Annotated in this window: 17 protein-coding genes; 1 reads left to right on the top strand and 16 read right to left on the bottom strand. The window is 42.0% G+C overall.

The features are described from left to right. Positions 1 to 83 precede the first annotated feature (83 nt). The 6 genes from uvrA to gpr form a co-directional block, all read right to left on the bottom strand. Positions 84 to 2,924: an excinuclease ABC subunit UvrA gene (gene uvrA, locus LJE11_RS01965; protein ID WP_022380114.1), complete on the bottom strand. Its 2,841-nt coding sequence runs from the start codon at positions 2,922 to 2,924 to the stop codon at positions 84 to 86. Between the two features lie 160 nt (positions 2,925 to 3,084). Then, positions 3,085 to 4,227: a radical SAM family heme chaperone HemW gene (gene hemW, locus LJE11_RS01970; protein ID WP_055059795.1), complete on the bottom strand. Its 1,143-nt coding sequence runs from the start codon at positions 4,225 to 4,227 to the stop codon at positions 3,085 to 3,087. A gap of 29 nt (positions 4,228 to 4,256) precedes the next feature. Further along, on the bottom strand, positions 4,257 to 4,613 hold the full coding sequence (locus LJE11_RS01975) for a hypothetical protein (protein ID WP_195565394.1): 357 nt from the start codon (positions 4,611 to 4,613) through the stop codon (positions 4,257 to 4,259). A gap of 101 nt (positions 4,614 to 4,714) precedes the next feature. After that, positions 4,715 to 6,523: a translation elongation factor 4 gene (gene lepA / locus LJE11_RS01980; RefSeq protein WP_022380111.1), complete on the bottom strand. Its 1,809-nt coding sequence runs from the start codon at positions 6,521 to 6,523 to the stop codon at positions 4,715 to 4,717. Positions 6,524 to 6,756: 233 nt separating this feature from the next. Continuing rightward, the gene (locus LJE11_RS01985) at positions 6,757 to 8,061 is read right to left on the bottom strand and encodes a stage II sporulation protein P (RefSeq protein ID WP_022380110.1); all 1,305 of its coding nucleotides are present in this window, start codon (positions 8,059 to 8,061) and stop codon (positions 6,757 to 6,759) included. Positions 8,062 to 8,139: 78 nt separating this feature from the next. Continuing rightward, positions 8,140 to 9,054, bottom strand: a complete 915-nt coding sequence (gene gpr / locus LJE11_RS01990) for a GPR endopeptidase (protein ID WP_022380109.1) — start codon at positions 9,052 to 9,054, stop codon at positions 8,140 to 8,142. Between the two features lie 217 nt (positions 9,055 to 9,271). Here gpr and rpsT point away from each other — a divergent pair, with 217 nt between their 5' ends. Continuing rightward, entirely contained in the window at positions 9,272 to 9,535 is a 264-nt protein-coding gene (gene rpsT, locus LJE11_RS01995; protein WP_020993497.1) for a 30S ribosomal protein S20, read from the top strand. A 122-nt stretch (positions 9,536 to 9,657) separates the two neighbouring features. On the opposite strand, the gene holA is transcribed toward rpsT, so the two are convergent. The 10 genes from holA to LJE11_RS02045 form a co-directional block, all read right to left on the bottom strand. Then, on the bottom strand, positions 9,658 to 10,644 hold the full coding sequence (gene holA, locus LJE11_RS02000; protein ID WP_227295418.1) for a DNA polymerase III subunit delta: 987 nt from the start codon (positions 10,642 to 10,644) through the stop codon (positions 9,658 to 9,660). Between the two features lie 173 nt (positions 10,645 to 10,817). Continuing rightward, entirely contained in the window at positions 10,818 to 11,735 is a 918-nt protein-coding gene (gene nadA / locus LJE11_RS02005) for a quinolinate synthase NadA (RefSeq protein ID WP_055059793.1), read from the bottom strand. A 19-nt stretch (positions 11,736 to 11,754) separates the two neighbouring features. Beyond that, positions 11,755 to 12,303: a transcription repressor NadR gene (locus tag LJE11_RS02010; RefSeq protein ID WP_227295420.1), complete on the bottom strand. Its 549-nt coding sequence runs from the start codon at positions 12,301 to 12,303 to the stop codon at positions 11,755 to 11,757. 74 nt (positions 12,304 to 12,377) lie between these two features. Further along, positions 12,378 to 13,229, bottom strand: a complete 852-nt coding sequence (gene nadC, locus LJE11_RS02015) for a carboxylating nicotinate-nucleotide diphosphorylase (RefSeq protein WP_022380105.1) — start codon at positions 13,227 to 13,229, stop codon at positions 12,378 to 12,380. Further along, complete coding sequence (locus LJE11_RS02020; protein WP_227295422.1) at positions 13,222 to 14,511, bottom strand: L-aspartate oxidase; 1,290 nt, start codon at positions 14,509 to 14,511, stop codon at positions 13,222 to 13,224. The genes nadC and LJE11_RS02020 overlap by 8 nt, the downstream gene beginning before the upstream one ends. Positions 14,512 to 14,688: 177 nt before the next feature. Continuing rightward, entirely contained in the window at positions 14,689 to 16,656 is a 1,968-nt protein-coding gene (locus LJE11_RS02025; RefSeq protein ID WP_227295424.1) for a DNA internalization-related competence protein ComEC/Rec2, read from the bottom strand. Positions 16,657 to 16,904: 248 nt separating this feature from the next. Then, positions 16,905 to 17,555: an ATP-binding cassette domain-containing protein gene (locus tag LJE11_RS02030; RefSeq protein ID WP_009243732.1), complete on the bottom strand. Its 651-nt coding sequence runs from the start codon at positions 17,553 to 17,555 to the stop codon at positions 16,905 to 16,907. A gap of 2 nt (positions 17,556 to 17,557) precedes the next feature. Continuing rightward, positions 17,558 to 19,513, bottom strand: coding sequence for a hypothetical protein (locus LJE11_RS02035; protein ID WP_101629281.1), 1,956 nt, complete (start codon positions 19,511 to 19,513; stop codon positions 17,558 to 17,560). A gap of 81 nt (positions 19,514 to 19,594) precedes the next feature. Next, positions 19,595 to 19,909 carry a hypothetical protein gene (locus LJE11_RS02040; RefSeq protein ID WP_009243730.1) on the bottom strand — a complete coding sequence of 105 codons (315 nt, stop codon included), beginning with the start codon at positions 19,907 to 19,909 and terminating at the stop codon, positions 19,595 to 19,597. Positions 19,910 to 20,320: 411 nt separating this feature from the next. After that, positions 20,321 to 20,887, bottom strand: a complete 567-nt coding sequence (locus LJE11_RS02045; RefSeq protein WP_412659886.1) for a helix-turn-helix domain-containing protein — start codon at positions 20,885 to 20,887, stop codon at positions 20,321 to 20,323. Positions 20,888 to 21,203 lie beyond the last annotated feature (316 nt).

Here is a 21,203-nt window from a genome sequence, read left to right on the forward strand (position 1 = left end):
ATTTACAAGAATTGCTATAAATAATCTCTTCTATTATATACAACTTCCATTTAAAAAGAAAGTCCTGCAATATGATTTCAAGATTATTTCAGATATTTCTTTACATATTTTCCGGTATAGGAAACCGGTGACTGTGCCACCTCCTCAGGAGTTCCCTGAGCAACTACGGTACCTCCTTTGTCTCCACCCTCCGGTCCGATATCAATGATATAATCTGCGGTCTTAATCACATCCAGATTATGCTCGATCACAACTACTGTATTACCGCCCTCCGATAATCGTTTCAGAATCTCCACCAGCTTATGCACATCCGCAAAATGCAGACCTGTGGTAGGCTCATCCAGAATGTAGATAGTCTTACCTGTGCTGCGCTTGCTCAGCTCTGTGGCAAGCTTGATCCTCTGTGCCTCTCCTCCGGAAAGCTCTGTGGACGGCTGTCCCAGCCGGATATAGGAAAGTCCTACATCATAAAGCGTCTGTATCTTTCTTTTAATAGAAGGAACATTCTCAAAAAAAGTCAGTGCTTCCTCCACCGTCATATTCAGCACATCGTAAATATTCTTATCCTTATACTTTACTTCCAGGGTTTCTCTGTTATATCTCTTACCTTTGCAGACCTCGCATGGTACATATACGTCCGGAAGGAAATGCATCTCAATTTTGATAATACCGTCACCGCTGCATGCCTCACATCTTCCGCCCTTTACATTAAAACTGAATCGTCCTTTCTTATATCCTTTTGCCTTGGCATCTGCTGTTGCTGCAAAAAGATCTCTGATCTGGTCAAATACCCCGGTATAAGTCGCAGGATTGGAACGTGGAGTACGGCCAATAGGTGACTGGTCAATATTGATAACCTTATCCAGTTGGTCTGTTCCCAGAATGTCCTTATGTTTTCCCGGAATCACTCTTGCCCGGTTCAGATCTCTTGCCAGGCGTTTATAAAGAATCTCATTGATCAGAGAGCTCTTACCTGAGCCCGAAACTCCTGTGATACAGGTCATGATCCCAAGAGGTATCTTCACATCGATATTCTTGAGATTATTCTCTGCCGCCCCCTTGACAGTAAGAAAACCGGTTGGCTTCCGTCTCTCCAAAGGTACCGGAATTTTTAATTTTCCGCTCAGATAAGCTCCTGTGATGGAATCCTCGTTCTTCATCAAATCCTCTGCAGTTCCCATGGCAACCAGTTGTCCGCCATGCTCCCCTGCACCGGGACCTATATCTACAATACAGTCTGCGGCACGCATGGTATCTTCATCATGCTCCACAACGATCAGGCTGTTTCCAAGATCACGCAGTTTCATCAGAGAACCAAGAAGTCTGTCATTATCCCTCTGGTGAAGTCCGATACTCGGTTCATCCAGAATATAGGCAACTCCTACCAGCCCGGAACCAATCTGGGTAGCCAGACGGATTCTCTGCGCCTCGCCGCCGGAAAGAGTTCCTGTCGCACGTCCCAATGAAAGATAATCCAGTCCTACATCTGACAGGAAACTTACCCTTGCCCTGATTTCCTTCAGAATCTGTCTGCCGATAAGCTGCTGCTGCTCGGAGAGCTGCATATCCGCCAGAAAGGCTTTCAGCTTCTCTATGGAAAGATTGGTGACCTCATAAATATTCTTATCCGCCACAGTCACAGCCAGTGATTCCTTCTTCAGTCTCTGACCTTTACAGGTTTTACATGGAGTAATGCGCATGAAAGATTCATACTCCTGCTTCATGGCATCAGAGCCTGTCTCTCTGTAACGCTGCTCCACATTTCGGATCAGCCCCGGAAACGCCACATCGTAAACGCCCTCTCCGCGCTGCCCTTTATAGTAAACCTTTACAGAATGTCCATTAGTTCCGTTGATCAGAATGTCCTGTATCTTCTCCGGATACTCCTCAAAAGGTGTTGCCAGGCTGAAATCATATTCTCTGGCAAGAGCATCCAGGATTGCCCTGGAAAAGCTTCCCTCATTTGTGCAGGACTGCCATCCTGTAACCACAATGGCACCATCCAGGATACTCAGAGATCTATCCGGGATCATCAGGTCAATATCAAATTCCATTTTATACCCAAGTCCCAGACAATCCGGGCAGGCACCAAAAGGATTATTGAAAGAAAAGCTTCTCGGTTCGATCTCATCCACACTGATACCGCAGTCAGGGCAGGAAAAGCTCTGGCTGAAATTGTGGATATTTCCATCCATAGTATCTACCATCAGAAGGCCCTCTGCCAGATCCAGCACTGTCTCAATGGAATCTGAGAGTCTTTTCTCAATCCCGGGCTTCACGATCAGACGGTCTACCACAATCTCTATATTATGCTTGATATTCTTGTCCAGACTGATCTCCTCAGAAAGCTCATACAGGTTTCCGTCAATCTGCACACGTACATATCCGCTTCTCTTTGCCTGCTCCAGAAGCTTTGCATGAGTTCCCTTGCGCCCCCGCACAACAGGCGCCAGAAGCTGGATCTTCGTTCTCTCCGGAAAAGACATGATACTGTCTACCATCTGGTCAACTGTCTGCTTCTTAATCTCTCTTCCGCACTTCGGACAATGAGGGATTCCCACTCTGGCATACAGAAGTCGGAAATAATCATAGATTTCTGTCACTGTTCCTACTGTGGAACGGGGATTGCGGTTGGTAGATTTCTGATCAATGGAAATGGCCGGCGGCAGACCTTCGATGCTCTCCACATCCGGCTTCTCCATCTGTCCCAGGAACTGTCTTGCATAGGAAGAGAGAGATTCCATATAACGGCGCTGTCCCTCTGCATAGATGGTATCAAAAGCCAGTGAAGATTTACCGGAGCCACTCAGTCCTGTAAATACCACAAACTTGTCTCTGGGAATATCCACACTTAAATTCTTAAGATTATTAACATTGGCACCTCTGATCCTGATAAAGTGCTTCTTCGTTGTATCTGCTGCCATTGTGGGCCTCCTGTTTCTCATTTATAAATAATAACTGTTTCTTACCTTGACAGTTACACCTTTTTCGTATGTTATGATATTCATGGATTGTGCGCAGTTTCGCTGCCCCGCAATCCTCATGGCATCAGTATAATACAGGAACATTTGTTCGTCAAGGCGTTTACGGCAAAAAATCCGCCATAACGGAATTGCTTACATGAATTCCCTCTCTGCTCAGAAAAATCCTTCCGTTTTCTTCCAAAAGCAGTCCCATTGACTTATATTTTCTCAGAACATCCCCGTATATTGCATCTATTTCACTGCCAAACTGCCGCTCAAACTCAGCTTTTGAGATTCCTCTGGTCATACGAAGTCCCAGAAACATGAACTCCGCCATCTCATCCTCCCTGGTGAGGGGCGGCTCTTTTTCTCTTATTTTTTCCGGAGTTCTGCTGTTTTCCAGATATTTTTTCATATCCTGTGTATTGGCAAAACGTTCCTTTCCATAAAGAGAGGAAGCTCCCAGGCCAAACCCCAGATAATCCTGTCGGATCCAATAGCCCACGTTATGCCTGCATTCTCTGCCTTTCTTTGCGTAATTGGAAATCTCATACTGCTCAAAGCCATATTCTCTCAGAATCTGTGCTGTTGCCTCATACATATTGTACTCCGCATCTTCATCCGGCAAATTCAGCGTCCGCGATGCAAAAGGTGTGCCCTCCTCAATGATCAGGCTGTATGCGGAAATATGTTCCGGATCCAGTCCTGCAACAGTGCGAAGATTGTGGATCCATCCTTCATAAGTCTGATCCGGGATCGCACTCATCAGATCAATATTGATATTGTCGAACCCTGCCTCTCTTGCACTTCTGTAAGTCTCCAGAAACTGCTCATAATTGTGGATTCTTCCAAGGATCTTCAGTTCTCTGTCATCCGGCGACTGTAAACCTATGCTCAGGCGGTTGATTCCATATGTTCTGTATGCCTGCAGTTTGTTTCTGTCTGCAGTCCCCGGGTTTACTTCTATTGTGATCTCAGCATGATCCGCAATCTGAAATTTTCGTCTTATATGATTTAAAATTTCTCCTATGAATCTCTCATCCAAAACAGAAGGAGTGCCCCCTCCAATAAATACAGAGGATACACTCCTTCCTTTTCCTTCTTCTGCTGCATTGATTTCTTCAAGCAGAGCATCTACATAATCAGCCTGCTCCTTTGGACCTGACGGACCGGAAAGGAAATCACAGTAATCACATTTTTTTATGCAAAATGGAATGTGGACATAGATTTCCATGGGAGAATCTGTGATATTCCTTCTCTCCATTGTAATCTGCTCCTGTTATGACCTGTTTTCTATTCCTCAGTATCTGATGTACTGCTGTCTTGCTCATTGTTATCTGCTGAGTCGACACTGTTATCTGTACTGCCGGCATCACTTTGGCTGTCTGAACTTTCCGCAGATGAGATACCTGCTGCATTCTGCTCTGTCAGATACGTATTTACCATTGTCAGATTACCATTGGTGGTAACTGCTGCGGAATCTACCTGATCCGGTGCCGGAGTGGGACTTGTCTCTTCCGGTGCAACACTGATCTGGATCACTTTGGAGGACGTTTCATCTACCTCCTTGGTTTTCCCACATCCGGAGACAGAAATTCCAAGCAATAACATACATAGTATAACTGTTTTTCGCTTAATCATTTTCTTCAATATTTTAACCTTCTGTTGAGATGAGCACTATTCACAGATAACTGTTCAGTACCTTCACAGTTATGTGGACAGCAGGCTGCCGAATAGTTACCATTCATACTTTATTTATCATCCAGTTTCAATACACTCATAAATGCTTTCTGCGGAATCTCCACATTGCCTACCTGACGCATACGTTTCTTACCTTCCTTCTGTTTCTCCAGAAGTTTCTTCTTACGGGAAATATCACCGCCGTAACATTTGGCAAGTACATCCTTACGCATGGCTCTGACTGTCTCTCTGGCAATAATCTTGCTTCCGACAGCTGCCTGGATCGGAATCTCAAAAAGCTGGCGGGGAATCTCGTCTTTTAATTTCTCGCACATCTTACGGCCTCTCTCATATGCTGTATCTGCATGCACGATAAAGGAAAGAGCATCCACTTCTTCTTTGTTTACCAGAATATCCAGTTTCACAAGCTCGCTGCGCTCATATCCGCAGAGTTCGTAATCCAGAGAAGCATAGCCTCTGGAGCGGGATTTGAGGGCATCAAAGAAATCATAGATAATCTCATTTAACGGCAGCTTATATTTCAGAAGCGCACGTGTTTCTTCCATATAATCCATTCCCAGATACTGCCCTCTTCGTTCCTGGCAAAGATCCATAATTGCACCGATAAATTCAGTTGTTACCATGATCTCGGCATTTACCATTGGTTCTTCCATGTATTCAATCTCTGATGGATCCGGCAGATTGCTTGGGTTTGTCAGATTGATAACTTCGCCGTTAGTTTTGTATACTTTATAAATAACACCGGGAGCTGTGGTCACAAGATCAAGGTTGTATTCTCTTTCCAGACGTTCCTGAATAATCTCAAGATGGAGCAATCCCAGAAAACCACATCGGAAACCAAAGCCAAGGGCTACAGATGTCTCCGGTTCATAGAACAGAGAGGCGTCATTGAGCTGAAGCTTCTCAAGAGCATCTCTCAGATCACCGTATTTGGCACCATCTGCCGGGTATAATCCGCAGTATACCATAGGATTTACTTTCTTATAGCCCGGAAGTGCTTCTGCACATGGTCTTTCCTTATCTGTAACTGTATCACCTACACGAGTGTCACCAAGGTTTTTAATACTCGCAGTGATGTATCCTACCATGCCTGCTGTCAGTTCCTCGCATGGAATGAACTGTCCTGCACCAAAGTATCCGACTTCCACAACTTCTGTGGTGAAGCCTGTTGCCATCATATGGATCTGGGTGCCTCTTTTCACACGGCCATCCATGACACGGCAGAATACGATAACGCCTTTGTATGCATCATAAATGGAGTCAAAGATCAGGGCTTTTAATGGTGCATCTACATCGCCATGAGGTGCCGGGATCTTTGTTACGATCTGTTCCAGGACTTCTTCTACATTGAGTCCTGTTTTGGCAGAAATCCTTGGTGCGTCATGGGCTTCAAGGCCGATGACATCTTCGATTTCATTTACCACACGATCCGGTTCTGCACTTGGCAGGTCGATTTTGTTGATGACCGGAAGGACATCCAGGTCATGGTCAAGGGCAAGATATACATTTGCCAGTGTCTGGGCTTCGATTCCCTGAGCTGCATCTACTACCAGGATTGCACCGTCGCAGGCTGCAAGGCTTCGGGATACTTCGTAATTGAAGTCTACATGGCCGGGGGTGTCGATCAGGTTGAAGATGTATTCTTCGCCGTCTTTGGCTTTGTATACGATTCGCACTGCCTGAGATTTAATGGTGATTCCACGTTCTCTTTCGAGTTCCATGTTGTCCAGTACCTGTGACTGCATTTCACGTTCTGTCAGAGTGCCGGTCATTTCGATGATTCGGTCGGCAAGAGTGGATTTGCCGTGGTCTATGTGTGCAATAATACAGAAATTTCTGATTTTGCTCTGGTCTATCATTAAGGAATTCCCTCCTGAGTTCTTTCTTATATACTGTAATTGATGGGTTTGCTAATTCTGTATTATAGCATATGGAGCAAGGGTTTGTCATCTGTTTATCTACAGGGACGCACAGAAACATTCTGGTAATTATTATCTTTTCCGTGCGTCAGCACGCCTGCAGGTATCTTCCTTGTCCTTCGCACTCTGCTGAACTGTCTTGATTGCATTATTTTATGGAATTGCTATAGAATTTATCCTTGCAGTACCTTGTCTAAAATGTCGGCAAATGGTTCCATGGCATTTTTTACTTCCTGGACAGTGTTGGTCTGGGCTCCGGCTTCCAGAAGAAGGGAGCGGGGACGGAGGTGGAGATTGTAGCGGTAACCTGCAAGGTAAATTCCCCGGTAAAATTGAGGATAGTATTGGGCTGCCTGGTATTCCAGCTGAAAGGAGAATGCCAGATTTTGCTGTATGTATGGATTTGGCAGATAGTCCAGGGAACCTTTGGATGTCGTATAACTCAGTCCATTGTAAAAAAGGATCTGAGCTGTGGGTTTTCCATTGATCTCTGTTACAAGATGCCGGTCTTCAGGGACGCCGTCCCGGTGCAGGTCTATGATCACCTGGATATCCGGGTTTTCCTGAAGATAAGGTTCCAGATAATCGCGGGCATAATCATAAGCAGCGCTGCGGTCCAGTTCACCGCCTGCCATGTCAAACTGCTCTTTGAGATGGACTACCTGATAACCGTAGTTTTCTGTGAGAAGCTGTGTCAGATAATCTCCTACTCCTACAATCGTGTCGGATTCTTCCCCTTCTCTGGAATCTGCGAAGGTTTCCTGCGAATGGCTGTGATAGATCAGAATCTGAGGGGTATCGGTTTCTTTGGTGATTTTTAAGTCCTGTTTCAGAAAATCCCCGGCATTGATCTGTACGGCATCTGCTTCTGTGTTGGAATCTACGATATAGAATTGTCCCAGAAGATAATTATAATCTGCCAGTTTTTCGGGGGACAGGTCGATTATTGGATGAGGAACTGCAGCAGCAATGGTTTCTGTGCTGTTCTGAATATTTTGGTCATTCTGCGCTGCTGACTCTTGCGGCTTCTGTGATTTGTCCGTTTCATGATTTTCCGGTGACGCAGTTATCTTTTTCGGTTTAGGTGTCTTGTCTGATTTTTTTGAAGTTTGTTCTGATTCTGATATTTTCGCTGACTCTGATATTTTCGCTGATTTTACTGTTTTCGAAGGAATTGCTGTTTCTTTCGGTACCGGTGTAGATTCTGGTATCTGTAATTCTTCAGATTCACCTTTTTCTGCCAGCAATTGTTCGGACTGTGCACGCTCTCCCAGATATTTTCCGTTTTCTCCTGCTATTTTTTTATAAGTTTCAATATCTTCATAGGAACTCATATGAGCTCTTTTTTCCAGAAAGCGGTACAGGGGCAGATGCCTGTACACATTTTCTCCTGTAAAAAATGTCCCTGGCAATACTGCCAGAGTGGCAAAAAAGCACATGCTAAGCAGAATGCAGAACGCTTTCTGAACGTTTGTCACATGGATCACCTCTTGACTTATCCTATGTCCATGTTTTCCCATTTATACCCTGTTCACACTGACGGAACAATTTTCCGGTCAGCCGCCTATTTCCTCAAACGCCATGTTCAGTCCTTCTGAGATTGTGAAACTCAGGTATTTTACTGTCTCATCCACATCTTTGGGAGTTACAAACATGGTGTGAAGATGAGGAGATATCATTTCTTCCAGAAATTCTTTCTGTTCTGCCTCTTCCAGAGCTTCCAGAAGGTGTGCCATGGAATCATGGACGATAGTTGCCGCATCTACTACGGTGGGTACTCCGATCCCGATCACTTTTACCTGCAGATTTTCTTCTGTAAGCCCCACTCTGTGATTGCCTACACCGGAACCCGGGTTGATTCCTGTATCTGTGATCTGAATTGTACGGTTCAGGCGTCTGGTGCTTCTTGCTGCCAGCGCATCAATGGCAATCACTATGTCCGGCTTTGTCTCTGCCACGATTCCCTGTATGATTTCAGATGTCTCCATCCCTGTCTGCGCCATTACTCCCGGGATAATTCCGCTGATACGGTGCATTTTTTCTTTTCCAAGACTCTGCAGGCCATACTCTCTTATCATATGTCTCGTTATATGAAGATTTTCTACCACATGAGGCCCCAGGGAATCGGCTGTGATCGCTGAATTTCCCAAACCTACTACCAGAATGGACAGCTCACGCTCCAGATTGATCACATTCTGTAAATGACGGGCGATTTCCAGGGAAATTTCTCTGTGATAATCCTCATCATGTACAGAAAGCCCCGGAGCTTCTATCGTAATATAGCTTCCCTGGGGCCGTCCCATTGTCCGGGCACCGTTTTCTGTGGTGATCTTTACCACAGTGGTACGGATATCTTTCTCTTCATTATAATCTTCGTGGATCTCCACTCCCCGGACTTCTACGTTTTCCTCTGTAAACCGTTCGGTTGCCTCCAGCGCCAGGTCTGTTCTTATTCCGTAATTATCCAGCATCTCTTTTCCCTCCGTACTTCATTCAATATTTGTTACTGTTTACTCCGTTCTTATAACAATCTTTTATATCTATTTTTAGCTTTTTTTATGGAAATATGTATTGACAAGGAAGATTATTTGAGATAATATATATAAGCATGTTCATAGGAGCGCCCGTGTCTGTTTCTATGACAGGAGTATAATAATATTTTATCGAATTAAATTGGAGGTGTACGAATTGGCTAACATTAAATCTGCTAAGAAAAGAATTTTAGTAAACAGAACTAAAGCAGCAAGAAACAAAGCAATCAAATCTGCAGTTAAAACTTCTATGAAGAAAGTTGAAGCAGCAGTAGCAAATAAAGATAAGGCAGCTGCAGAAGTAGCATTAAAGGATGCTGTTTCCACAATCAGCAAAGCTACATCCAAAGGTGTTTATCATAAAAACAACTGCGCAAGAAAAGTTGCCCGTTTAGCTAAAGCTGTTAACAGCATTGACTAATTATAGATTGAATTTTTAATTATAAGCTTATGATTAAAAAGGACAGCCATCACCGTCATGTGGCTGTCTTTTTTGTTATTATCTTTTGTAACTGCCAGAATATCCGGCAGTTACCGTTTTTCTTATTTTACTTTACTGCTGTACTTAATGATCAGTAATTCTACACTCAGCTTATCTTCCAGGCGTCCTGTTTTCACCGATTCTTCTGCATCCACAAAATCTTTTACTGCCTGTTCCAGTTCTGATATAGTATAGGCTCTGGCACATGTTGTGATATTCTTCACAACAAACCCGGGTACTCCCAGTTTTGAGGCTATCTCCGTCTGCGCAAGTCCTGCTGCCGCAAACTGTTTTGCCAACAGCAACTGGCGATACTGCTTCGCAAGAAGAAACAGGATTCTCATCGGCGGTTCTTTCAATGTCAGCAGATCATAATAAAGTTCCAGTGCACGCTTCTGGTTTTTCTCCGTTACCGCACGCACCATATCAAAAATTCTATTGGTTGTCTGGGTAGTGCAGATTTCTTCAATATCCTCTGCAGTCACCACGTCCCTGCCTTCTGTATAACTGATAAGCTTCTCCAGTTCCATCCTGAGATTTCCCATGTCAGTTCCTGTTTTGGTCAGCAGAAGTTCCATGTCTCTCTGGGTGATCTTTTTTCCGGCTTTCCCCAGAAGCCCTGCTGCCCAGCGCATCAGAGTCTTCTCATCCTGTCTGATAAATTCCGCAATACTGCCGCAAGATTTTACTGCTTTGTACATGCGGTTTCTCTTATCTACTTCCGTTTCTGCAAAAACCAGATACAGATAGTCCGGCAGCTCTTTCATATAATCTGCCAGTTCTTCACACTTATTTTTGAAAAAACCTGTATCTTCCAGCAAAACCACTCTGCGCTCCGAAAAAAATGGCATGGTTTCACAGAGGTCGATCAACTGTTTTACATCAATCCCCTTGCCTTCATAATGATTGAAGTTCATAGTATCACCATCCGGATTCAGTGCCTTTACCAGATTCTGTTTATACTGTTGTTTCAGATATGCTTCCTCTCCATAGAGAAGATACACCTGTTTAAAATTTCCTGATTTAATGTCTGCCTGTATGTTTTTCAATTTTCTACTCCTGAGGCTGTTTTGTCTGTAACTGTTCAGCAATCTGTTGTTCTATTCACAGATACCAGGATATCAGACTGCAGAGCAGTTACTTTGTTACTGTTCTCAGTAACGTTACTTTTATTGTATCAATTCCATGACATAATAGCCAGCAGAAAATTTCAGATTATTATTCAGCCGCCCAGCTCCACCATTCTGTGAATGCATCTTCCGGCGCCTTCCATGATATTTTCCGGAAGGAGGATTTCTTCCCCGCCCTGTCCTTTCAGGCAGTTGTAGATGTCCATTAAGGTGGTAACCTTCATATTCATGCATGTAAGCTGTACTGCAACCGGGTAAAATTTCTTATCAGGACATTCAAACTGAAGATGCTCTACAATGCTGTTTTCTGTTCCGATGATAAATTCTTTATGTTCAGATTTCTTTGCAAATTCCATGATTCCTGTGGTGGAGCCTACATAATCAGCCTGCTCTACTACTTCCTGACGGCATTCCGGGTGTACCAGGAAAAGTGCATCCGGATGCGTTGCGCGGGCTTTTTCTACATCTTTTGCGCTGACCACGATATGTCTCGGACATCCGCCTTTATAAAATGCAAATGTTTTCTCCGGAAGCTTTTCCGCCACATAATGTCCCAGGTTCGGATCCGGAATAAATAAAATCTTATCCTGCTCCAGCCTTTTGCAGATTTCAACTGCTGATGAGGACGTAACGCATACGTCACATTCTGTTTTCAGTTCTGAAGTTGTATTAATATAGGCGACAACTGCATAATCCGGATACTGTGCTTTTAATTCACGCAGACCTTCCAGATCCAACTGCTCTGCCATGGGACATCCGGCTACAGGATTAGCAAGCCATACTCTCTTCTTCGGGCTTAAAATCTTGCAGGTTTCTGCCATAAAACGCACGCCGCACATAATCACACCGCTGCAGTCTCTTTTGGACGCCTGTACACTCAGGCCATAGGAATCTCCTGTATAGTCTGCTACTTCCAGAATCTCCTGACCCTGATATGCGTGTGCAAGAATACAGATATCCTGTTCTTTTTTCATTCGCAGGATTTCCTGCTGAATTTCTGCTATTGTCATCTTCTGAATCCCTTCTTACTTATATATTATGATGTTTTTCCTTTTCCCATGGCTGAAGTGGTGCAAGGAAACCTGCTTTCTTTAACTGTTCTCCAATCAGATCCAGCCTTGCCTGGCTGGATGCTTCTATCAAATGATAGTGATACCCGGAAGTAGCACTGCTTAATACACTGGAATGGCTGCTGTTGATCGCCTGGACAAATTCATTCACATCCTGTCTGGAACGAATATCCATCTCTGCAGTGACACGGCCATAAACCCTGTGGCTGATGCTGATATTTTTCACTCGCCCGCCACAGTCCACGATCAGATTCAGTTCCTCCGCTGCCTGCTCCTGCCCATGGCGTACTTTAAATTCCCTGGTGCATGCAATATCTTTATCCTGCTGCAACACATATCCTCTGGTCGTTGACAGGATTCCCGGTGTAGATGCACGTATCACAGCCATATCCTGCACGATCACCTGTCTGCTTACTCCGAACTGTGATGCCATCGCCCTGGCAGCCACAGGTTTTTCTTCCTGCTGAAGGAGCTTTAAAATTTCAGTTCTTCTCTGAGCAGTATTCATACTTTCCCATCCTTTCTCCACGATATAATCCTATAGCAAATTATCCGCTGCAAAACAGCTTCGCTGCCATGTTATTATATTGCATGAAGATTCTTCATGGAAATATCAAGGATTGGAGCAGAATGTGTCAGTGCACCGCTGGAAACAAAATCCACACCTGTTTCCAGGATTTTGGCGATATTTTCCTTTGTGATATTTCCGGAGCATTCTGTCTGTGCCCGGCCTGCGATAAGCTCTACTGCTTCTTTCATCATTTCCGGTGTCATATTGTCAAGCATAATGATATCTGCTCCTGCTTCTACTGCTTCTTTTACCTGTTCCATAGTCTCTACTTCAATCTCGATCTTACGGACAAATGGTGCATATTCTTTTGCCATGGCCACTGCTTTCGCTACGCTTCCGGCTGCTCCGATATGATTATCCTTAAGCAGTACTCCGTCAGAAAGATTATATCTGTGGTTGCATCCGCCGCCTATGCGTACAGCATATTTTTCAAAAACACGACAGTTCGGAGTTGTCTTTCTGGTGTCCAGAAGTGTTACCTTACTTCCTTCCAGAAGCTTTGAAACCTGTTTTGTATAAGTAGCGATACCACTCATTCTCTGGAGATAATTCAGGGCAACTCTCTCTCCGGAAAGAAGCACCCGGATATCTCCTGTTACTGTTCCAAGAAGATCGCCCTTCTTTACTGCCTCACCGTCTTTAAAGTTGAAACTGATCTCTGTTTTCTCATCCAGAATCTGGAATACTCTCGCATATACATCCAGTCCGGCAATGATTCCGTCTTCCTTTGCGATCAGATCTACGGTTCCTTTTACTGCGCTTCGCATCACTGCATTCGTGGAAACATCCTCACTGGTAATGTCCTCCTGAAGCGCCATACGGATCAGCTTGTCTGCCTGCATTTTCATTGTAATACTATTCATGACTTTTTTTCATCCTTTCAATCTCTTTTAATACGGTTTCGTGGCAGGCATTAAGCAGTTCTTCTCTGCTTTCATACATATTCATATCAATTTCATCTGCCCGCACATATTCCGGTATCTGTCCAAATATCATATCATCTGCAGCCTTTCTTGCAAAGACCAGAGATTCCAGAAGAGAATTACTTGCCAGACGGTTTCTTCCATGGACGCCATTACAGCTTGTCTCTCCACAGGCATAAAGTCCCTTCATGGAAGTTTTGCTTCCCAGATTTACCTTGATTCCACCCATAAAATAATGCTGTGCCGGAACAACCGGGATTGGCTCTTTTCTCGGATCAAAACCTTCTTCCACGCATTGTTCATAAATATGAGGAAAATGTTCCAGAATTGTTTTCTCTCCCAGAGGGCGCATATCTTCCCATACAAACTCTGTTCCATCCTTTTCCATCTGGGCAAAAATCTTCTGGCTCAGCAGATCTCTCGGCTGTAATTCGTTTGTAAAACGCTGTCCGTTCTTATCATACAGAAGAGCACCTTCTCCTCTGACTGATTCTGAAACCAGGAAACGCCGTCCGGGTTTCTTTGAATAGAGAGTTGTCGGATGAATCTGGATATAGTCCAGATTTTCCATTTCCACACGGTGCTTCATTGCAATTCCCACACCATCTCCCGCAATATGCGAAAAGTTGGTAGAGTTTTTAAAAAGCCCGCCGATTCCGCCGCAGGCAAGAACCACATACTGAGAATAAACAGGAAATGCCTGGTCATTCCGGTCCATTGCAATGATTCCGCAAACTGTATTGTCTTTGGAGATCAGGTCTACCATAGTCATATATTCACAAATTTCAATATTTTCTTTTATTTTTGCAGCAGTTAAGAGAGTCTGTGTGATTTCTTTTCCTGTAATATCCTCATGAAAAAGAATTCTTGGCTGGGAATGTGCTCCCTCTCTGGTAAACGCCAGATTTCCCAAACCATCCCTTGTAAAATCCACATGATAACGCAGAAGATCCCTGATAATATCATTGGAGCTGCGGATCATCAGATCTACTGCCCGTTTATTATTCTCATAATGTCCTGCCCGCATGGTATCTTCAAAATAATTTTCATAGTCATCTTCGCCGCGCAGCATACAGATTCCACCCTGTGCCAGGAATGAATCTGACTGGTCTGCCTCCTGCTTGGTGATAAGCAGGATTTTCATTTTCTCCGGAAGGTTCAGCGCACAGTACAGTCCGGCTGCCCCTGTTCCCACAATAATGACATCATAATGTTCTTTCATCTTTCTTTCCTCACATCATGCTTGATTTTCGTTTGTCTGTGCAATTATACTCCCCGGATATACAGGTGTCAAGACACCTGTATATAATTATGACAACATTGTTTGCTTTGAGTTACTGTGAACGTAACCACTTTGAAAATCCTACTGCTTATTGCTTTTCACATCTCCACAGGGGTCTTACTTGATTCGGTTAAAGGCAGAAACAGATTTTCCATTGACTATTGTAACCGCCCCACAGTCTCTGGTGATCAGCACTCTGCTTCCACTCTTCTTCAGCCGTTCCAGCGTATCCGGCGACGGATGCCCGTATGTGTTTGTTGCAGAACAGGAAACAACAGCCAGTTCCGGTCTGACGATTTCCAGAAACTCTGCTCCTGTAGAATATCTGGAACCGTGATGAGCAGTTTTCAGGAAGTCCACATCTTCAAGACACCCATTCTGTATCAGTTTTTCTTCTGTCACCATCCCGATATCTCCGGTAAAAAGCCCTTTGAAATCTTTGCTTATCATTTCCAGAACCATCGCATCTTCATTTACTTCCTTCCCTGATGCTGTGGACTCCGGCCACAGAACCTTCAGTCTGACAGTTCCATATCTGATCTCATCTCCTGCTTTCACAGTAAGCACCCGGACTCCCGCTGACTCTGCCAGCTCTATCAGCTCCTGATAATTTTTATTCTCCTGAATATCGCTCCATTTGGGCAGGATCAGATTCTCTATGCGCAGAGAAGTCAGATCTTTCTCAACAAATTCCAGAAGTTCCCGCACCCCGCTGATATGATCTTCATCTGTGTGAGAAACATAAATTCCGTCCAGTCTGGAAATTCCTCTGCTCTTCAGATATGGGAGCAGTTGATATTTTCCCAGTTCATTCTTATTCGTACTGCCCCCGTCGATCAGGATATTCCATCTGTTTTCTATTTCCACCACAATTCCGTCTCCCTGTCCCACATCCAGACAGGCGATACGGAAATCTTCATGCGGTCTGTAACTGATCAGCAGAATTGCAAAGCATACCATACCTGCATATACAGCCCGGATTTTCCACGCAAAGATCTTACCATTTTCACTTTTCTTCACACCCGCTCTGTATATCCACACCGCTGCTGCCAGAACCAGATAATATCCAACGATCTGCCACACTTCCGGCTTTCCGCCAATCCATGTGCAAAACGAAAGTCGCCCCAACAGCACTGTCAGAAACTCATATCCTCTCAGAATAATCCTGCCCGGAACAACAGCCAGAAATGCGCCTCTGACAGTGACTAATCCAAGTAATGCACCGGCAGTTCCGCTTCCCAGTACAATCCCCACAGTAGGAAGCACCAGCAGATTCAGAAAAATCCCCATCACCGACACTTCTCCGTAAAACCACAGCACTATGGGAAGTATGGTAAGCTGCACAACTCCGGATGCCAGAAATGACATCAGAAGTTTATCTCTGATTTTTCCCTTCTCATTAACCTCACTTCGTTTTTTCCGGTTTAATACATCCATCCCCTCCTGTACTAACGGCCAGACACAGCCAATCCCAATCACCGATCCAAAAGACAGCAGAAAACCTCCATCAAGCAGATACGCCGGATTTTCCATAAGGATCAGGATCGCCGCAGCCGCCATTCCTGTAGGCATATCATAAATCCGTCCTGCGATCTTTGCACCTACAGAAAGTAAAAACATACATACTGCCCGCATAGTTGAAACAGACCCTCCGGTCATCATCCCATACTGAAGCATGATCACCAGCGCCAGCAGGCCTGCCGGCCAGATACCCAGACCGATTTTTTTCAGCAGATTATACAGTCCCATTCCAAGAAGACTGATATGAAGCCCCGAAATCGCCAGGATATGTATAATCCCTGCCATCTGATAACGCATTTTCAACTCCGAATCCAGATTTGTTTTATCTCCCAGCACGATTGCTTCAAATGCTCCAGCTTCCATTCCACAGGTCTTCTCCAGAATACCTGCAAATTTCTGCTGCACATCGATCAAGAACTGCCCATATGCAGAATGACTCTGCGACTGTTTCTTTATCTTTCCTTTCTTCATCACATAGTAGATCCTCTGGCAGCCATAGTATGCTTTACTGTCAAACTCTCCCGGATTCGTGGGGCTTTGCACCTCTTCCAGTTTTCCGGACACCAGAACAAGACTTCCTGCCAGAAGTTTATCAACATCACTGTTACCGCTATGATTCTTTTTTTGTTTTTATTTAAACTTGATATAGAAAATCCGATTATCCGCATAAATACAGCATTTAAGGGCTGTTCATCACTTGAAAAAATAAGTGTTTTACCACGAATTTACCATAATTGAATATGAGTCTTGATATGACGAAATATAAAGGGAGATTGCACGTATAATAAAACCGCGTATCTCCCTTTAACAAACTATCTAAAGTTTTCTACATTTATAACTCTGGAAAAACAATCGCACAAATTCATGTTGTGAGTGACCATGATTATAGTAATGCCCTTTTCATTTAATTCTTTCAAAAGTTTCATCACTATCAATTCGTTCTCTTTATCAAGTCCAGAAGTTGGTTCATCAGCTAATATAATCTGACTTCCTTGCAAAATCAATTTAATAATTGCAATTCGCTGTTGCTCTCCACCGCTTAACTGATATACTTTTTTGTTAAGCATGTCACTTAGCTCAAATTGCTTTAAATACTTATTGATTAGTTTCAGTTTTTCTTCTTTTTTTACTTTTTTATATTCAAGAGCTAATTTTAAATTCCACAACACGCTTTCATCTTCTATTAGTCCATAATTTTGAAATAGATAGCCTATTGTATATCTTCTCAAAATCATAGCATTTTTACCGTTCATGGACAAATTTTTATGACTATCAATAGTGATTGTTCCCTCGGATATATCAGTAATCAATCCTATTATATTTAAAAGTGTCGTTTTACCTGCCCCGCTTTTCCCTACAAGCCCCACAAATTCGCCTTTTTCTATTTCTAAAGATAAATTTTCAAATAGAACCTGATTTTTCCCATATTCTTTTTTGACGTTCTTTAATGTAATCAATGACATACTTATGCCCCCTTTTCAATCTCATATAAAGCGTTTGAGATATAAATTCTATAAAGCAATTCGCAGAATATGTAGTCAATAAGTATAATCGCAAAAAGGCAAGCAAAATAATAATTTATAGCAGTTAATACGCCTGATATAATTATTTCGATTCCCCAAAAAATATACCGATTTTTCAGTGTCCTAAAATGAGAGAATCCTAAAATCTCTTTTGCCGCATATCTCTTTCGATTTACAAAAATGTCCACATAATTTGAAATATACAAAATAAACAGTAAAGACACTATAAAGACAATCGTAAACATAGTGAGTGTTTTAAGAACGAATGTCACATTTTCAAGTTGCATTAAATAAGGTGTAAGTAATGTTCCAGCTGTAACTAATTGCTCTAAATCATATTCTGATAACAAAGAAGAAAAATCTTCTCTTGACTCCATTTGAAAAAATAAACACCTTGTATTTAAAGAATCCAAATAGTAAAGTCCTGCAAAATTGCCCGTATCAACAATGATAACAGGATTAGCCATATCCGAAAAACCATTTTCTGTATTGACTTTTATCGTAGAATCATCGTCTATATAAACAACATTAAATTTATCAATAGTTTTTTCTTCTCCCGGTATTCCATAAAATTGATTGTAATTCATCAATCGGAAATATTCTTGCTTAATATATTCGCTAATAGAATTTTCATCATTCTTATATTTATGTGGAACTAATACTGTTGGTTCACTAAATATATCTTCTCCCAATGGTTTTCCACTGAGCTGGATATTTGAAAATTCATTCAGATAATTTCTATTTGCAATAACAAGCTGTTGTTCATAATAGGGGCGTGATGTCTGCAAACCACCGTCTGTCCTAAAATCACATAGTAGTGAATGGTTATGATTATACATCTCTAATGTTTGTTCAGAATATTTTTCTAATATGTCTGTGTTTGCTAACGCATAATCATACTCCGATGAATTAAAACCATTAGCGGTATAATATCCGTCCAGATACTTATAATCTAAAACAGCTTGTTGGCTTTGTCTAAATGAGTTCCCCTGATTCAGCAATGAAATAATAGTGATAGCGATTATTACCGAAAAAATTATTTTTATAGCCTGAACTACAATATTTGTGCCGCTATTTAAAGTCTTATTTTTTATCATTGCCTCTAAAGAAACAAACTTAATTAAAATACTTGTAATTAAAACACAAAGTATATTTATAGCTAAAACACCAATAAAGAACAGTACACTTGTTGCTAAATAAGAAAAATCATATCTGTTTGTTAATGCGTAATATAAATTTAGCAAGAACAGTAATACTAAACATATTACAGCAAAATATTTTATTACACTGGTAATTTGCTCCTTTAAAATATGTATAGTAGAAAAGCCCATGCTTTTTTTAATACCTATTTTTTTCAAACTATAAGACGTATAAATACAGTATATGATTTGAAGTACAATAAATAAGATTACAAAATTCAGAAGATTCAATTCTAATACCATACTATACGGAATAGCGTCATTTTCAAAGTTATTTATTGCGACGGACAGTTGAGAAGCTATCTCTTTAATTGCGTTAGCTGGTAAATCTGTATAGAATACACCAACACTATCTAAAAAATCTTCCTTTTGCAATTCATGATATTGAAACAAAATAGAGGAAGATATAGGCTGTTTTTGTGTAAACTCATTTAATGGATAGCAATATAAATCATAAACAGATTTATCTGTGGAAGTGAGCGTATTGTTAATGAGTTCTAATTTATTTTGAGAATATTCTTCTGTAAATATTGTATAAAATTTGTCGAGAATTTCTGGCGATGTTTCTTCTAAAACATACCCTTTTAAATTCTCAGTAGCAATGTTATTCTTTTCATAAATGTTGTAAATAGAAGTATTAAAAATATATGCAAAGAGTATGACTTCAAGGAAAATAAAAATCTTTAAAAATTTTTTCATAACATACGCCCCTTTCTTTGAAGAAATGTATAAAATAGGGCGGGATAAATAGCCCCGCCCTAGGTGTTTGAACTATTTTACTTAATATGGATAATAATCATAATAAGATGTTTCGTTCGCCCACCAAACTCTCTTTGCATCTTTGTAAGCGTAGTTTGACTTGAATCCACTGGTATATGTATCTCCGCCGACCTTTACAGTTGCCTTTACCATGTAGTTGCGACTAATACCTGCTTTACGCCCAATTTCGGAATATACAATGGTGTCTGTTTGCCCTCCATTGTAGTACAAATCTCCACCCGCTACATCAATAGCCCACGCTGTAAGTGGAGCGCCGACAACCATAACTGCTGCTACAAGACCAACTACTTTCGTTCTCAACTTCTTTGCTCTCATTCGATAAACCTCCTTTCTCTTTTTTACTTTTTGATAGTTTTATGTCACGTACTGTTTTTACTAACCTCAACATGACATATATTTCATTAAATGTCAAGTTATTTTTGTTTCTATTTTATATATGACCTCTTTGTTGCTATCATATTTTGTGCATAATGCACAAAATCAAAGTGCCAATATTAGTGCTTTCCACGATTGTACTTTTACAATGAAAAGACGAAGTACCTGTGATAAATTCATTGCTCTAAAATTATTAGAGAAACTATACAATATAGCTATCCTTTTTTCTCTTGTCTGCCATAAACAGAAAAGAAAAAGCCCTGTCAAGAGCCTGCCACTTCTTTAGAAGTGGTGCTTGCACTCTTGATCTGGGCTTTTTGTTTGCTGTATCTTTTTGCAAGAGGAAAAAGGCTACTCGTCCCCGTTGTCAAAATGGCTGTCCTTTAAGACTTCCCGCAACAGCTCCATATCTTCTTTTGAGTTGGGATTTATCCTCTTTACAACCTGATAAGGTGTACCGTACTTGTGTCCGTCTGTGCTTTCCCCGAACATATCCATGCTGTATAAATCATCATAACGGTCTAATACTTTCTGAAATTTCAAGTGCTGGATAAATGTTTTGATAGGGTAAAGGTCGGACGCTTGTATGTCCTCTCCCTTGATATAGTCTGTGATGTATTTCCGCAACTGCTCCAACTCATACTCTAGCCATTCTTCTTCACTGTCAAAGAAGTTATCATAGTGTCCGTGTTTCAGTTCTGCATTTAGGCGTTCTTCCGTCCGTAAAAACTTGCATACCTCTTTTTCCGCCTGTTGGACAAACTTCCATTCTCCCGACAACAATTCATTCGGTGTTACTTCCAGTACGTCCATTATCTTTTCCAGCGTGTCAAAGGTGGGATAGTTTACCCCTCGTTCAATCTTAGAAAGGCTCTGCATATTGATACCGATGGCGTCCGCAAGCTCCTGCTGTTTCATTTTCCTGTGTTTTCTTATGGTCTGTATGTTCTCCCCTAAAAAATTTATTTTCTTTGTGTCATGCTCCATAACTTCTTATATCTTTTCCTTTCCCGGCTTTTTCGTTCCTTTATAAGCCTATCATACTTATTATAGCCGAAAAAGTCAAGAAAAAGTTCTTGACAAGTAATTCTAACGGCGTTATTATCATGGAGGATATAGTGATTAAGCACAATGAGGTCAATCACACGCTTGAGTAGGCATAGAAAAGAGTTATTTTCGCTTTGATAGCATGAATAGGCATGGACTATCCGACCGAAAACGGTGTTTCTTCCTG

Source organism: Blautia sp. DFI.1.216, assembly GCF_020594215.1.
GTDB lineage: Bacteria > Bacillota > Clostridia > Lachnospirales > Lachnospiraceae > Blautia_A > Blautia_A wexlerae.

Bases quoted from the DNA above. Each gene is read 5' to 3' on its own strand.
- LJE11_RS02010 (WP_227295420.1), bottom strand. From the start codon at position 12,303: ATGAATACTGCTCAGAGAAGAACTGAAATTTTAAAGCTCCTTCAGCAG.
- uvrA (WP_022380114.1), bottom strand. From the start codon at position 2,924: ATGGCAGCAGATACAACGAAGAAGCACTTTATCAGGATCAGAGGTGCC.
- gpr (WP_022380109.1), bottom strand. From the start codon at position 9,054: ATGCTGGATAATTACGGAATAAGAACAGACCTGGCGCTGGAGGCAACC.
- LJE11_RS02040 (WP_009243730.1), bottom strand. From the start codon at position 19,909: ATGAGAGCAAAGAAGTTGAGAACGAAAGTAGTTGGTCTTGTAGCAGCA.
- nadC (WP_022380105.1), bottom strand. From the start codon at position 13,229: ATGAATAGTATTACAATGAAAATGCAGGCAGACAAGCTGATCCGTATG.
- LJE11_RS02035 (WP_101629281.1), bottom strand. From the start codon at position 19,513: ATGAAAAAATTTTTAAAGATTTTTATTTTCCTTGAAGTCATACTCTTT.
- LJE11_RS02020 (WP_227295422.1), bottom strand. From the start codon at position 14,511: ATGAAAGAACATTATGATGTCATTATTGTGGGAACAGGGGCAGCCGGA.
- lepA (WP_022380111.1), bottom strand. From the start codon at position 6,523: ATGATAGACCAGAGCAAAATCAGAAATTTCTGTATTATTGCACACATA.
- LJE11_RS02045 (WP_412659886.1), bottom strand. From the start codon at position 20,887: ATGAAACAGCAGGAGCTTGCGGACGCCATCGGTATCAATATGCAGAGC.
- hemW (WP_055059795.1), bottom strand. From the start codon at position 4,227: ATGGAGAGAAGGAATATCACAGATTCTCCCATGGAAATCTATGTCCAC.
- nadA (WP_055059793.1), bottom strand. From the start codon at position 11,735: ATGACAATAGCAGAAATTCAGCAGGAAATCCTGCGAATGAAAAAAGAA.
- LJE11_RS02030 (WP_009243732.1), bottom strand. From the start codon at position 17,555: ATGTCATTGATTACATTAAAGAACGTCAAAAAAGAATATGGGAAAAAT.